At 68.4% G+C, this 14,293-nt stretch carries 10 protein-coding genes; 7 read left to right on the top strand and 3 right to left on the bottom strand.

The features are described from left to right. The first annotated feature begins 12 nt into the window (after positions 1–12). From C8N38_RS02380 to C8N38_RS02370, 3 genes are all read left to right on the top strand, one after another. A complete protein-coding gene (locus C8N38_RS02380; RefSeq protein WP_108023525.1) occupies positions 13–1,536 on the top strand; it encodes a tripartite tricarboxylate transporter permease in 1,524 nt (507 codons plus the stop codon). Between the two features lie 26 nt (positions 1,537–1,562). After that, positions 1,563–3,092, top strand: coding sequence for an acyl--CoA ligase (locus C8N38_RS02375; protein ID WP_425440001.1), 1,530 nt, complete (start codon positions 1,563–1,565; stop codon positions 3,090–3,092). A 136-nt stretch (positions 3,093–3,228) separates the two neighbouring features. Further along, complete coding sequence (locus C8N38_RS02370) at positions 3,229–4,209, top strand: 2-dehydropantoate 2-reductase (protein WP_108023521.1); 981 nt, start codon at positions 3,229–3,231, stop codon at positions 4,207–4,209. 32 nt (positions 4,210–4,241) lie between these two features. Here C8N38_RS02370 and C8N38_RS02365 read toward each other — a convergent pair whose 3' ends face one another. After that, complete coding sequence (locus C8N38_RS02365; protein ID WP_108023519.1) at positions 4,242–6,473, bottom strand: hybrid sensor histidine kinase/response regulator; 2,232 nt, start codon at positions 6,471–6,473, stop codon at positions 4,242–4,244. A 187-nt stretch (positions 6,474–6,660) separates the two neighbouring features. After that, positions 6,661–7,365 (bottom strand): response regulator, encoded by a 705-nt coding sequence (locus tag C8N38_RS02360; RefSeq protein ID WP_245895477.1) that lies wholly within the window; start codon positions 7,363–7,365, stop codon positions 6,661–6,663. A 196-nt stretch (positions 7,366–7,561) separates the two neighbouring features. Between C8N38_RS02360 and C8N38_RS02355 the strand changes: the two genes are divergently transcribed. From C8N38_RS02355 to C8N38_RS02340, 4 genes are all read left to right on the top strand, one after another. Then, entirely contained in the window at positions 7,562–8,116 is a 555-nt protein-coding gene (locus tag C8N38_RS02355; RefSeq protein WP_108023518.1) for an SRPBCC family protein, read from the top strand. A gap of 22 nt (positions 8,117–8,138) precedes the next feature. Continuing rightward, positions 8,139–8,639, top strand: a complete 501-nt coding sequence (locus tag C8N38_RS02350) for a (2Fe-2S)-binding protein (protein WP_108023516.1) — start codon at positions 8,139–8,141, stop codon at positions 8,637–8,639. Positions 8,640–8,709: 70 nt separating this feature from the next. Further along, on the top strand, positions 8,710–11,076 hold the full coding sequence (locus C8N38_RS02345) for a xanthine dehydrogenase family protein molybdopterin-binding subunit (RefSeq protein WP_108023514.1): 2,367 nt from the start codon (positions 8,710–8,712) through the stop codon (positions 11,074–11,076). 10 nt (positions 11,077–11,086) lie between these two features. Then, positions 11,087–11,875, top strand: a complete 789-nt coding sequence (locus tag C8N38_RS02340; RefSeq protein WP_108023512.1) for an FAD binding domain-containing protein — start codon at positions 11,087–11,089, stop codon at positions 11,873–11,875. 465 nt (positions 11,876–12,340) lie between these two features. On the opposite strand, the gene C8N38_RS02335 is transcribed toward C8N38_RS02340, so the two are convergent. Further along, the gene (locus C8N38_RS02335) at positions 12,341–14,227 is read right to left on the bottom strand and encodes a midas domain-containing protein (protein WP_146176214.1); all 1,887 of its coding nucleotides are present in this window, start codon (positions 14,225–14,227) and stop codon (positions 12,341–12,343) included. Between the last annotated feature and the right edge of the window lie 66 nt (positions 14,228–14,293).

Below are 14,293 nucleotides of genomic sequence, written 5' to 3'. Positions count from 1 at the left end.
GGAGCCCCGGAGATGGACGTTCTCGCACTTCTGGTTGACGGGTTTGCCACCTCGATCTCGCCCCTGAACCTGCTGATCGTGCTGATCGGCGTGACGGTCGGCATCTTCATCGGCGCGATGCCGGGGCTCGGGTCCGTCAACGGGGTGGCCATCGTGCTGCCCTTGACCTTCATCGTGCCGCCGACCTCGGCCATCATCCTCCTGGCCGCGATCTATTACGGGGCGATGTATGGCGGCGCGATCAGTTCGATCCTGCTGGGCATTCCCGGCGCCTCGACCGCCGTGGCCACCACCTTCGACGGCCGCCCGATGGCGCAGAAGGGCGAGGCGGGGCTGGCGCTGATCGTGGCGGCCGTGGCCTCCTTCATCGGCGGCACGATCTCGGTCGTGCTGTTCACCGTCTTCGCGGTGCCGCTGGCCGACATGGCGCTGGCCTTCGGTCCGGCCGAGGAATTCGCGCTGGTCCTGTTGGCCTTCACCACCTTCGTGGGGCTCGGCGGCGACGACATCCTCAAGACCATCGTCATGATCTGCCTCGGGCTCGTGCTGTCGACCGTCGGGCTCGACATCATCTCGGGCGAGCCGCGGCTGATCTTCGGCGACATGCCGGGCTTCTATTCGGGGATCTCCTTCCTGGTGCTGGCCATCGGGGTCTATGGCGTGGGCGAGGTGCTTTACACCATCGAGACCTCGCGCAATGCGCCCATGGTCACGCCCGCCCGGCTGACCTTTTCCGAACTGCGCGCGGGGCTGTCGAAAATGACCCGGATGTGGCGCACCATGAGCCTCGGCTCGGTGCTGGGCTTCTTCGTGGGCATCCTGCCGGCCGCGGGCGCGACGCCCGCCGCGCTGATGAGCTATGGCGTGGCCAAGTCGATCTCGAAGCGCCCCGACAGTTTCGGGCGGGGCAACCCCGAGGGCGTGGCCGCGCCCGAGACCGCCAACAATGCCGCCTCGACCGGCTCGCTTCTGCCGATGCTGACCCTGGGCATTCCCGGCTCGCCAACGACGGCGCTGCTGTTGGGCGGCATGGTGATGTGGGGGCTGACGCCCGGGCCGATGCTGTTCGTCGAGCAGAAGGAGTTCGTCTGGGGGCTGATCAGTTCGCTTTACACCGCGAACGTGGCGGCGGTGCTGGTCAATATCGCGCTGATCCCGGTCTTTGTCTGGGCGCTGAGGATGCCGTTCACCGTGCTCTGCGCCATGGTTCTGGTTTTGTGCATCGTCGGCGGCTACGCGCCCGACCAGCGCATGCATGACGTCTGGATGATCGCCGGGTTCGGGGTCGCGGGCTATGTGCTGCGCAAGGCCGACTATCCGCTGGCGCCGCTGGTGCTGGCGCTGGTGCTTGGCCCCTTGATGGAAAAGAGCTTCCGTCAGACGATGATCGCGGAACATGGCGATCTGACCGTCTTCGTCGACCGGCCGATCTCGGCGGTCTTCATGGCGATCTCGCTGCTGCTCTTCTCACTGCCGCTGATCCGGCTGCTGCGCCGCAGCCGGGCCCGCGCCTCCAATCCGGCTCCGGCCGAGTGACGTAACGAGACTGAAAGGACATGAACGTGCAGACCATCGCGGACCTTCTTCAGGCACATGACGACGCCGCGCCGGCCATCGGCGCGCCCGGGCGGGCCTGGCTCGATTTCGGCGGGCTTCGGGACCAGGCCCGGACCGTGGCCGAGGCGTTGCATGACGCGGGTATCGGCCGGGGCGACCGGGTGGCGATCGTGCTGCCGAACGGCCCCGAGATGGCGGCGGCCTTCGTGACGGTGGCGCAGGCGGCGGTGACGGCGCCCTTGAACCCGGCCTATCGCGAGGAGGAATTCGCCTTCTATCTGGAAGACCTGAAGGCCCGCGCCATCGTGTTGCAGGAAGGCTATGACGGCCCGGCGGCGGCGGCCGCGCGCCGGTTCGGTCTGATCGTGCTGCGGCTCTCGGCCGATCCGGCCGGACCCGCGGGGCGGTTTTCGCTGCGTGCCGAGGGCGGCGGCGGCGAGTGCGATACCTCTGCGCCGGGGCCTGAAGACGTGGCGCTGATCCTGCACACTTCGGGCACCACGTCGCGGCCGAAGATCGTGCCCTTGCTGCAATCGAACGTCGCGGCCTCGGCGGTGCATATCCGCGACTCGCTGGCGCTGAAACCGGCCGACCGCTGCCTCAACGTGATGCCTCTGTTCCATATCCACGGGCTGCTGGCGGCGGTGACGGCGTCCTTGTCGGCAGGCGCCTCGATCTGGTGCGCGCCGGGCTTCGACGCGCTGAAATTCTTCGGCTGGATGTCGGAGGCGCGGCCCAGCTGGTACACCGCCGTCCCGACCATGCATCAGGCGATCCTGTCGCGCGCGGGCCGGAACCGCGATGTGATCGAGGCGGTGCCGCTGCGCTTCCTGCGGTCGTCCTCGGCCTCGCTGCCCGCGCAGGTGATGACCGCGCTGGTCGAGACCTTCGACGCGCCGTTGATCGAGGCCTATGGCATGACCGAGGCCGCGCACCAGATGTGCTGCAACCCGCTGCCGCGCGGCGCCCAGAAGCCCGGATCGGTGGGCGTGGCCGCCGGGCCCGAGGTGCGGATCGCCCATGAGGTCGAGAACCGCCTGACGGACGGCACCGGCGAGGTGGTGATTTCGGGGCCGAACGTGACGCCCGGCTATGAAGGCAATCCCGAGGCCAATGCCAAGAGCTTCTTCGAGGCCGAGGGTCGGCGCTGGTTCCGCACCGGCGATCAGGGCGCCTTCGATGCCGATGGCTATCTGCATCTCACGGGCCGGTTGAAGGAGATCATCAACCGGGGCGGCGAGAAGGTCAGCCCGCTGGAGGTCGATGGCGTGCTGATGGACCATCCGGCGATTGCGCAATGCGTGACCTTCGCGCTGCCGCATCCGAAGCTGGGCGAAGAGGTCGCGGCGGCCGTGGTGCTGAAGGAGGGCGCCGAAGCCAGCGAGCGCGAGATCCGCGAGTTCGCGGCCGGGCGCATCGCCGATTTCAAGGTGCCGCGCAAGGTGGTGATCCTCGACGAGATCCCGAAGGGCGCGACCGGCAAGCTGCAGCGGATCGGCCTGGCCGAAAAGCTGGGCCTGTCAGAACCCGCCTGAGCCGGTTTCCGGGCTTTGCCCGGAGTCCAAGAGTTCCGGGCTTTGCCCGGACGCTGCGCGGCGGGTATTTTTCCCAAGAAGAAGAGCAAAGCGGCGGGCCTGTCGGGCCCGCTGCCGGGATCAGGGACGTGTGTGCATGAAGATCTGTGTGTTCGGGGCGGGCGCCATCGGCGGCTATATGGGGGCGAAGCTGGCGCAGGCGGGCGCCGAGGTCAGTCTGGTGGCGCGCGGCCCGCATCTGGCGGCAATGAAGGCGCGGGGGCTTCGGCTGATCGAGGAGGAGACCGGGACCGACGAGACGGTGCCGGTGCGGGTTGCCGAGGATGCGGCCGAGCTGGGCGAACAGGACTACGTGATCGTCACGCTCAAGGCGCATTCGGTGCCGCCGGTGGTGGGCAAGATGCAGCCGCTGATCGGCGAGGGCACGACGATCGTGTCCGGGGTGAACGGGGTGCCCTGGTGGTATTTCCACAAGATCGGCGGCCCGCTGGAGGGCACGCGGCTGGCCTCGGTCGATCCGGGCGATGCGCAATGGACCGGGTTCGGGCCCGACCGGGTGCTGGGCTGCGTCGTTTATCCGGCGGCCGAGGTGATCGAGCCCGGCGTCGTCAGGCATATCGAGGGCAACCGCTTCTCGCTGGGCGAGCCCGACGGGTCGAAGTCCGAGCGCGCGACTCGGCTGTCGCAGGCGCTGGCCGCGGCCGGGCTGAAGGCGCCCGTCCGGCCCAAGCTGCGCGACGAGATCTGGGTCAAGCTTTGGGGCAACCTGTCGTTCAATCCGATCTCGGCGCTGACCCATGCCACGCTCGATGTGCTGTGCACCGATCCGGGCACGCGGGGCGTGGCGCGGGCGATGATGCTGGAGGCGCAGGTCATTGCCGAAAAGCTGGGCGTGAAGTTCCCGATCGATGTGGACCGCCGGATCGAGGGAGGCGCGGCAGTCGGCGCGCACCGGACCTCGATGCTGCAGGATCTGGATCTGGGGCGGCCGATGGAAATCGACGCGCTGGTCGGATCGGTGCAGGAACTGGGCCGGATCACCGGCACGCCGACGCCCGCCATCGATACGGTGCTGGCGCTGGTCAGCCTGCGCGCGCGCGTCGCGGGGCTGTACTGAGCGCGGGCATTCGGACCTGCCGGGCTTGCGGGTCAGTCCTGACCGTTCCGGCGGCGCGAGACATCCGCGAAGAAGGCGCGGAGCGGTTCGGGCGAGAGCGGTTTCGGCAGGATCTGGACCCCGCGCGCCCGGCAGGCGGCGGCGAAATCGGGGCTGCGGTTCGCGCTGACGATGCGGGCCGGGATCGGGCCGTAGCGCGCCTCGATCCGGTCGAGCGCCTCGAGCCCGGTGCCGGTCCCGAGCCGGTCGTCGATCAGGGCCGCGTCGGGCTTGAGGTCGATCTCGGCCAGCAGCGCCAGCGCCTCGTCGGCATCGGCGACGTCCAGCACATCGACGCCCCAGCGCCGGACCAGCATCGGCAGGGCGCGGCGAATCTCGGGATCGTCCTCGATCAACAGCGCGACCAGCCCCGGCGCGGCCTCGGGCAAGGGCTGGGCCGGGGGACCGACGGGCGCAGGTTCGGCCAGCGGCACGGTGACGAAGAAACCGCTGCCGCGCCCGGGCCGCGACCAGAGCCCCAGCGGATGGCCGAGCCGCGCGCAGGCGCGCTCGACGATGGCAAGCCCGAGCCCCATGCCCTCGCTGGCCGAGGCGCGGGCGTTGAGCCGGTGGAATTCGCGAAAGATCGCCTCCTGGTCCTCTTCGGCGATGCCGGGGCCGGTGTCCCAGACCTCGAGCCTCAGCGAGGCTCCCTGGCGCCGGGCGCCGACGAGGACCCGGCCGGTTTCGGTATATCGGATGGCGTTCGAGACGAGGTTCTGCAGGATCCGGCGGATATAGCCCGGATCGGTGCGCACGGTCAGATCGCGGGGCATCACCCTCAGATCGAGCCCCTTCAGCGCGGCATGGGGGGCAAAGCCCGTCTGCAGGCGGGCAAAGAGATCGCGGATGCCGACCGGCTCGGGCGAGATCGCCGCCTGACCGCTGTCGAGGGTCGAGATGTCAAGCAGCGCCTCAAGGATACCCTCGACGCTTTCCAGCGCGGTTTCGGCGCGGCTGAGGACCTCGCGGTGATCGGGTTGGGCCAGATCCTCGACGATGGACGAGACGTAAAGCCGGGCGGCCGAAAGCGGTTGCAGCAGATCGTGGCTGGCCGCCGCGACAAAGCGCGATTTCGAGGCATTGGCCCGTTCGGCCACCGACAGCGCGTCCTCGAGATCGAGCGTGCGTTCCAGAACCCGCTGTTCGAGATGGGTCTTGGCCTCGGCCAGCGCGCCCGCGGCGCGGCGTGCGGCGGTCACGTCGGAAAACGAGATGACGAAGCCCCGGTCGGGCATCTCTTCGGCCAGAGCCTCCAGCACCAGGGCCTCGCCGCGCGCCAGCCCGAACTGCAGCGGCGGGCGGCGGTCGGTGCGATGGACCCAGGTCAGAAGCGCCTCGGGGTCGGTGTCGAACTGCAGCGCCGGGTCGGCGGCAAGCTGGCCGAACAGCCGGTCGAAATCGGCGCCCAGCCGGAACTGGGCCACCGGGATCGACAGCATTGCGCCGACCTTCCGGTTCCACCCGACCAGCCGCTTTTCGGGGTCGAAGATGCAGACCCCCTGGTTGATATGTTCGAGCGTGGCCCGCACCATGCGGGCCTGGTCGTCCAGCATCCGGCTGCGTTCGCGCCGTTCCGAGCGCATGATGTCGGTGATATCGGTCTGCAGGATCACCGTCTTGCCGTCTTGCGTGCGGTGATCGCTGACCTGGATCCAGCGATGCCCGAGCAGGCTGATATTGATCACCGTATGGAGGTTGTCGCGGTGGCGCGCGATCCGGCGGTCGGCCCAGTCCGCGGCGGTGTCGCCATCGGGCAGGGTCAGAAACCGTGACCGGCTGACCGCCTCGACATAGGCCTGGAACCCGAGCCCGGGCCGAAGCTGTTCGCGAACGTCGGGCATCTGCATCACGAAACGGCTGTTGCACAGAACCAGATGGTCGGCCTCGTCGAAAAGCGCAAAGCCCTCCTGCAACGTCTCGATGGCATTGGCCAGATCGGCGCGGGCGGCCTCGGTGGCCCGGTTCGCCGCGGCCAGACGCGCATTCGATTCGTTGAGCAGGTCGAGCGCGTGTTCAAGCTCGTCGGTGCGGGCGCGCACCTCGTCCGCAAGAAGGACCGCGCGATCGGTCAGCGACGGGCCGGGGCCCTCGGGGGCGGACGCGTCGGCCCTGCGGGCGGTCAGGAGCCGCGCGATGCGGTGCACCCGCTCGGTCTGGTCTTCGGGCCGGTCTTCGGGCCGGTGCGCGGGCGGGTCCGGCGGGCGGATCAGGCGGTCGGACATTTCGGGTACCGCGGGCGGGTCGGGCCAGAAGCCGGACAGGCCGCGCCCGACAGGCGCTGGCGGTCCGGCGGACAGGCGGGCCGGTCCTGGTGTCGGCCCGGTATCGCGGTGCGGTCCATGCATCTCCTCCCAAAGACGACGACCCCTAGGGTGGCTCCGGTTGGCTCCGGCGCCGGCTGGCCTGCATCTAGCTCGGGTCGGTCATCACCCCGGAGAAGCTGGCTTCCTGGGCGATCAGGACCGCCTGGGTCCGGCTTTGGACCCCGAGCTTGCGCATGATGGCAGTGACATGGGCCTTTACGGTAGTTTCGGCGATGGAGAGGTCGAAGGCAATCTGCTTGTTCAGCTTTCCCGCGCAGATCAGTTGCAGGATGCGCCCCTGCTGCGGCGTCAGCAGCGCAAGCCGCCGGATCGCGTCGTCCCGGGCCGTCGCGCCAGAGCAATCGCTCAGCATCACGCCGTCGGGCACGTAGACCTCGCCCTCGGCGATGGCGGCAAAGGCGGCCCGGAACACGTCGCGGGGGCTGTGCTTGGGCACGAACCCGGCCGCGCCTGCCCGGATCGCGGTGCCGATCAGCCGGGGATCGGCCATCGAGGACACGACCACCACCGGGGTCTCGCCGACCGCCGTCTTCAGCCGGATCAGCCCGTCGAGCCCAGTGACATCGGGAAGGTTCAGATCGAGCAGCACGATATCGGGCCGCGGCGCCTGGCCGAGCCGCGAAAGTGCATCCTCCAGGTGATCGCTGGTCTCGACCCGTCCGATGCCCACGGCCGATTTCAGCGTCATCGACAGCGCGTCGCAGAAAAGCGGATGGTCGTCGATCACCATCGCCGTGTCGAAACGGCGGGGGACGGGTCCTGCGGCCGGGCGGTTCTGGACGGCGGTCATGGCCCTTGGGTCTCCCGGCTGGTTGCGGTCTGGCGAAGCCTAGCATGCGGGCAGCGCCGCGCCCATCGGCACCAAGGTCGGACCGCCCGGTTCGGCCCTTCAGTGCGACGGTGGCATGACGGGGGATATAATCCCTTGGTCGAATAGCAGCAGAGGCGCGGGCACCCTAGGCTGGGCGCGAAGAGGGGGGCGCAAGATGAAACTCGCTGCAACGCATGACATTGCCGCGCCGCGCGCGACCGTGTGGGAGGCATTGCTGACCGACGAGGTGCTGAAGGCCTGCCTGCCGGGCTGTCAGGAGCTGTCGGGCAATCCCGAGGACGGCTTCGAGGCGACGGTTCTGCAGAAGATCGGCCCGGTGAAGGCGACCTTCAAGGGTCATGTGACCCTCAGCGACATGGAAGAGCCCTCGGCGCTGACGCTGTCGGGCGAGGGCAAGGGGGGCGCTGCGGGCTTTGCCAAGGGCGCGGCCCGGGTGACGCTGGAGGAGATCCCCGAGGGCACGCGGCTCGGCTACGAGGTCGAGGTCGAGGTCGGCGGGAAGCTTGCCCAGCTGGGCAGCCGGATGATCCACGGCGTGGCCCACAAGCTGAGCGACCAGTTCTTCACCCGCTTCAAGGAGGTCGTCGAAGGCCCCTCGGAAACGGAAGAGGCGGCCGCCGAACCGGAGGGCGCGGACCCGGCAGAGGATGCGCCGAAAGGCAAGGGCTGGCTCGGGCGGCTGATGACCCGCAAGGCCGAAGCGGAATGACAGGGATCCAGGGAGGACGGAAATGACCAAGGTCAGCATGAAGGTGAACGGCAAGCCGGTGTCGGGCGAAATCGAGGGGCGGACGCTGCTGGTGTCTTTCCTGCGCGACACTCTGGGCCTGACCGGCACCCATGTCGGCTGCGACACCAGCCAGTGCGGCGCCTGCGTCGTGCATGTCGACGGCAAGGCCGTGAAATCCTGCACCATGTTCGCGGCCGAGGCCGAAGGCTGCGAGGTGACCACGATCGAGGGCATGGCCAATGCCGACGGATCGCTCTCGACGATCCAGCAGGCGTTTCAGGACCATCACGGCCTGCAATGCGGCTTCTGCACGCCCGGCATGGTGATGTCGGCGGCTGCGCTTCTGGCCGAGACGCCGAAACCGACCGAGGCCGAGGTACGGCATTATCTCGAAGGCAACATCTGCCGCTGCACCGGCTACCACAACATCGTCAAGGCGATCCTTGCGGCATCGGGCCAGGATGTCGGCGACATCGGCGGCGACGCCATCGCCGCCGAGTGAGGCAGACACGAATTTTCGCAGAAAATTCGGACCGATCTTTCGCAGAAAGATCGTATCAGGGAGGATAACAATGCCGAAAGATCATGGCATCGGCGCCAGCTCGAAGCGGCGCGAAGACAAGCGGTTCCTCACCGGCAAGGGCCGCTACACCGACGACATCAACCTGCCCGGTCAGGCCCATGCCTGGTTCGTGCGCTCGCAGGTCGCCCATGGCCGCCTGACCGGAGTCGACACATCCGCCGCCGAGGCCATGCCGGGCGTGCTGCGCGTGTTCACCGGTGCCGATTTCGAAGGGGTGGGCGGTCTGCCCTGCGGCTGGCTGGTGACCGACCGCTTCGGTCAGCCGATGCAGGAACCCGGCCACCCGGTGCTGGCGCGCGGCAAGGTCCGCCATGTCGGCGACCCGGTGGCCGTCGTCGTCGCCGAAACCGCCGAGCAGGCCCGCGACGCCGCCGAGGCGGTCGAGGTCGAGATCGACGAGCTTCCGGCCGTGCTCGACATGAAAGCCGCGCTCGACCCCGACGCCCCCCTCGTCCATGACGAGCTGAAAAACAACCTCTGCTATGACTGGGGCTTCGTCGAGGAAAACCGCGCGGCGGTCGATGCCGCCTTCGAGACCGCCGCCCATGTCACCACCCTCGATCTGGTGAACCAGCGGCTCGTGCCGAACGCCATGGAGCCGCGCGTCGCGCTGGGCGATTTCAACCCGGCGACCGAGGACTCGACGCTTTACACCACCTCGCAGAACCCGCATGTGATCCGGCTGCTGATGGGCGCCTTCGTGCTGGGCATCCCCGAACACAAGCTCCGTGTCATAGCCCCTGACGTGGGTGGCGGCTTCGGCTCGAAGATCTTCCACTACGCCGAAGAGGCCTTCTGCACCTTCGCCGCGAAACAGCTCAAGCGCCCGGTGAAATGGACCTGCACCCGGTCCGAGGCCTTCATCTCCGACGCCCATGGCCGCGACCATGTCACCCGGATCGAACTGGCGCTCGACGCCGAGGGGCATTTCCAGGCGCTCCGGACCGAGACCCATGCCAATATGGGCGCCTACCTCTCGACCTTCGCGCCCTCTATCCCGACCTGGCTGCACGGCACGCTGATGGCGGGCAATTACAAGACCCCGCTCATCTATGTGAACGTCAAGGCGGTCTTCACAAATACCGTGCCGGTCGATGCCTATCGCGGCGCCGGGCGGCCCGAGGCCACCTACCAACTCGAACGGGTCATCGACAAGGCTGCGCGCGAGATGGGGATCGACCCGGTCGAGATCCGGCGCCGGAACTTCATCACCGAATTTCCCTACGCGACCCCCGTCGCCGTCGAATACGACACCGGCGATTACAACGCGACCCTCGACAAGCTGCTGGAGATTGCCGATGTCGCGGGTTTCGAGGCGCGTCTGGCCGACAGCAAGTCCCGCGGCATGCTCCGCGGGCTCGGGCTCAACTGCTATATCGAGGCCTGCGGGATCGCACCCAGCCAGCTCGTGGGCCAGCTCGGCGCCCGCGCGGGGCTTTATGAAAGCGCGACCGTCCGGGTCAACGCCACCGGCGGGCTGGTCGTGATGACCGGCTCGCACAGCCACGGGCAGGGCCACGAGACCACCTTCGCCCAGGTCGTTGCCGACATGATCGGCATCGGAGAGGACATGGTCGAGATCGTCCATGGCGACACCGCCAACACGCCGATGGGCATGGGCACCTACGGGTCGCGCAGCCTCGCGGTGGGCGGCTCGGCGATGGTCCGGGCGACGAACAAGATCATCGCCAAGGCCAAGAAGATCGCGGCCCACCTGATGGAGGCCGCGCCCGAAGACATCGAGCTGAAGGACGGCAGGTTCTCGGTCGCGGGTACCGACAAGTCGGTCGCCTGGGGCGATGTCACCCTCGCGGCCTATGTCCCCCACAACTACCCGCTCGAGGATATCGAGCCCGGGCTCGAGGAAACCGCCTTCTACGACCCCAACAACTTCACCTATCCCGCGGGCGTCTATGCCTGCGAGGTCGAGGTCGATCCGGACACCGGCAAGGTTACCGTCTGCTCCTTCGCCGCCGCCGACGATTTCGGCAATATCGTCAACCCGATGATCGTGTCGGGCCAGGTCCATGGCGGGATCGCGCAGGGCGTGGGCCAGGCGCTGCTGGAGGCCGCCTCCTATGACGACTACGGCCAGCTTCTGTCGGGGTCCTACATGGACTACGCCATGCCGCGCGCCGACGATGTGCCGTTCTATCGGGTCGATCATTCCTGCGCCACGCCCTGCACCCATAACCCGCTGGGCGTGAAGGGCTGCGGCGAGGCGGGCGCCATCGGATCGCCGCCCGCGGTGGTCAATGCCGTGGTCGATGCGCTGCAGCGCGCGGGCCATACCGGCGTCACCCATATCGACATGCCGCTGACGCCCTCGCGCGTCTGGGCGGCGATGCAGGGCTGAGGAGAAGACCATGTATGCGTTCGAAATCGACCGTCCGACCACGCTCGACGCGGCCGTCACGGCGCTGGGGCAGGAAGAGGCGCAGGCGCTTGGCGGCGGGCAGACCCTGATCCCGGCGCTCAAGCAGCGGCTGGCAAGCCCCGCCCGGCTGGTCAGCCTGACCGGCATCGACGAACTGAAGGGCATCTGCGTGGCCGATGACGGCGCGCTTTGCATCGGCGCGGCGACGTCCCATGCGACGGTGGCGGCCGAGGCCGCGGCGACCTATCCGGCGCTGGCCGATCTGGCCGCCCATATCGGCGATCCGGCGGTGCGCAACCGCGGCACCATCGGCGGCTCGCTGGCCAATAACGACCCCTCGGCCTGCTATCCGGCGGCGGTGCTGGCCTCCGGTGCCACGATCCGGACCAATACCCGCGAAATCGCGGCCGATGACTATTTCGAGGGCATGTTTGCCACCGCCCTGGAAGAGGGCGAGATCATCACCGAGATCCGTTTTCCGGTGCCCGAGCAGGCGGCCTATGTGAAATTCGCCCAGCCGGCCTCGCGCTTCGCGCTGGTGGGCGTTTTCATCGCGCGGTTCGGGGACGGGGTGCGGGTGGCAGTGACCGGCGCCTCGGAAGACGGGGTCTTCCGCTGGACCGAGGCCGAGGCCGCGCTGTCGGACGATTTCCGGCCCGAGGCGGTGGCGGGGCTCAGCGTCGACCCAGAGGGCATGATCGGCGATCTGCACGGCTCGCCCGAGTACCGCGCGCATCTGATCCGGGTCCTGACCGGGCGGGCGGTTGCGGCGGCCTGAGGCGTGACCACCGGGCCTGGACCTTTCCGATGGAAAGGCCCGCCAGGTGCGGGTCGTTTCAATCGACGGTGTCGTCCCTCGGGCAACAGGTGACCTCTGATTGCGGCCGAAACTCGGCACCGCTCCAAAGACGCGGCTTCCCGAGCGTGCAAGTCTTGGTGCGGTCCTGACGACCCGTTGGGGGTCTGGAAAGAAAACGGGCCGTTGCCGCCCTCTGGCGGCGGGCCGCGGCTTTCTCCGCTGATCGGTCCGGGCGCGTGTTGGGCCCGAGTTGCCCGATGGCTGTAACGGCGCGCCCGAAATCGGAGGACTGGTGGTCAAAGACGGGACCGCCGCCGGAGCGTCGCAGGCGCGAGGTTTCGAACAGGCCTGCGAAACAAGGCGGACCCCGGTCCCGAAATCGGGACCGGGGTCCGGTCTGTCCGGGGCCACGCAAGGGGGGAAACGCGGAGACCCGGACGAAAATCAGGCGCTGATCTGGCGTTCGGGGGCAGGGGTGCCCTCGATCAACTGGCTGACCATGGCAGCGATGCTCTCCTGGGTGGCGTTGAGACGTTCGAGCACTTCCTCGAGGCCGTCCTTCCGTTCGCCACCGCCCTGACCCGCCATCAGTTGTTCCGAAAGCGCGGTGACGAGGCTTGACAGCGCATCGATCTCGATGGCGCGCGCGGCGATGTCGTCGGCGCTGACGCTGCCGTCGGGCTGGGTTTCGGCGAGCCGCTCGATCCGCTCGATCAGGGCGGCGATCTCGCCCGAATGCGACGATTGCACCTCGGTCAGACGATCCGCGATGGCCTCGATCCGCTGATCCACCGCGTCGAGCGCGTCACCCAGGGTTGCGCCACCGTCAGCGGGCGCGGCAGGCGCGGCTGCCTGACCGGCGAGTCCCTCGAGCGCGGACTCGATGCGGGACACGGCGGCCTCGACCCGGTCGAGCCCTTCGGCGAGACGCCCCTGTTCGGCTTCGACACGGGCCAGCCCGGCCTCGATCTGCGAGATCCGCGTGCCGAGGCTTTCGCCCGGATCTGATTCGGCGGAACCGGCCTCGCCGTCGCGCTGACCGCACAGCATGAATTCGATGAGGTCGAGCCGGTCCATGATCTGGTCGAGCCCGGCGTCGTCGCCGATGCGGGCTTCGGCCTCGATCCCGGCATCGACTTCCGCGGTCTCGTCACTGTCGGCGTCGAGTGTGGCCCCCAGGTCGTCAGGGTCGGCATCCGTCAGGGCGTCGATCTCTGCGGCCTCGTCCGCGAGGTCCGGAACGTCGCCTTCGTCGCCGAGGGCTTCGTCTTCGGCCATCTCGCCGCAGGCGTCGAACGCTGCGTCGGACGGTGCCTCGGCCATTTCTTCGTGGCCCATGTTTTCGTGGCCCATTCCTTCGGGACCCGTGTCTTCTGGACCCATCTCGTCGGAGACGAGGTCTTCGGGCGCCTCCGCAGGCATGCCTTCATCCCCCAGAAGCATGTCTTCGCCCGCCGTGTCGAGCGCGTCGTCTTCGGGGGCGTCGAGATGGAACTCGTCGGCGCCGAATTTCATCGACTCGGCCACGGTTTCAGCGCTGCCGAAAGCGACAGGCTCGTCCATCTCTGCGGCCGTCCCGTCGTCGGCGGGCATCCCGGCCTCGGTCAGGTCCATCGGGGCCGCGTCAGAGAGGCCATCGTCCACATCCCCGGCCATCGCATCGACACCGAGCGGTTCGGCGTCATCGGACCCGGCCGCCATATCGAGTCCGGTCTCGTCCGTGTCGGCCTCGTCGAAGGCGGGCAGATCTGCATCGGCGGCGTCGGTTTCGGACAGATCCAGGTCGGATTCCGGAACATCCGCCTCGGCCAGGCCCGCGTCGCAAAGGTCGGTGTCGCCGAGATCGGTGTCGGCAGGATCGGTGTCGGCAAGATCGGTGGCCGGGACGTCCTCGGCGCCGAGGTCCAAGCTGTCTTCGCCCGTTTCATCGGTCGCTTCGGACCCGATGTCTTCCGAGGCCGTGTCCTCGCCCATGGCGTCCGCATCGGCCTCGTGCGTCATGTCCGTCTCGACGAGGTCGACCTCGGCCTCCGGATCGGACGGCGATTCCGCGGGGGCGAGATCGGTCAGGCGGAAGGGATCGAGCCGGAGGAAATTGGGGATTTCGCGCCGGAAGGTCAGCCCGACGCCCTGTCCGGGCATCATGACGGCCTCGACACCCATCGCGCGCAGCACCCGCATCGCAGAGGCGGGCACGGCCTCGGGCGCGCCGCGGGACATGGTCAGAAGGTGGGTCGGCTGAGGCTCGACGGTGGCAGTCGCCTCCGCGGCCGCGGTGTCCGGGCCGGGGATCGCCGACGCCGGGGACATCTCGTTTGCAAAGCCAGTCACGGGATTCTCCCTGCTCATCAAGTCACTCCCGGTCCTACGCCGAATGGGTTACGAAAACCTTGAAGC

This window comes from Rhodovulum kholense, from assembly GCF_003053725.1.
In the GTDB taxonomy this organism is placed as follows: Bacteria; Pseudomonadota; Alphaproteobacteria; order Rhodobacterales; family Rhodobacteraceae; genus Rhodovulum; species Rhodovulum kholense.
This window is presented reverse-complemented; position numbering and strand designations above follow the sequence as displayed.

What these genes read in the sequence shown, in the direction of transcription:
- C8N38_RS02380 (WP_108023525.1), top strand. Translation starts at nt 13, where the DNA reads ATGGACGTTCTCGCACTTCTGGTTGACGGGTTTGCCACCTCGATCTCG.
- C8N38_RS02370 (WP_108023521.1), top strand. Translation starts at nt 3,229, where the DNA reads ATGAAGATCTGTGTGTTCGGGGCGGGCGCCATCGGCGGCTATATGGGG.
- C8N38_RS02365 (WP_108023519.1), bottom strand. Translation starts at nt 6,473, where the DNA reads ATGTCCGACCGCCTGATCCGCCCGCCGGACCCGCCCGCGCACCGGCCC.
- C8N38_RS02360 (WP_245895477.1), bottom strand. Translation starts at nt 7,365, where the DNA reads ATGACCGCCGTCCAGAACCGCCCGGCCGCAGGACCCGTCCCCCGCCGT.
- C8N38_RS02355 (WP_108023518.1), top strand. Translation starts at nt 7,562, where the DNA reads ATGAAACTCGCTGCAACGCATGACATTGCCGCGCCGCGCGCGACCGTG.
- C8N38_RS02350 (WP_108023516.1), top strand. Translation starts at nt 8,139, where the DNA reads ATGACCAAGGTCAGCATGAAGGTGAACGGCAAGCCGGTGTCGGGCGAA.
- C8N38_RS02345 (WP_108023514.1), top strand. Translation starts at nt 8,710, where the DNA reads ATGCCGAAAGATCATGGCATCGGCGCCAGCTCGAAGCGGCGCGAAGAC.
- C8N38_RS02340 (WP_108023512.1), top strand. Translation starts at nt 11,087, where the DNA reads ATGTATGCGTTCGAAATCGACCGTCCGACCACGCTCGACGCGGCCGTC.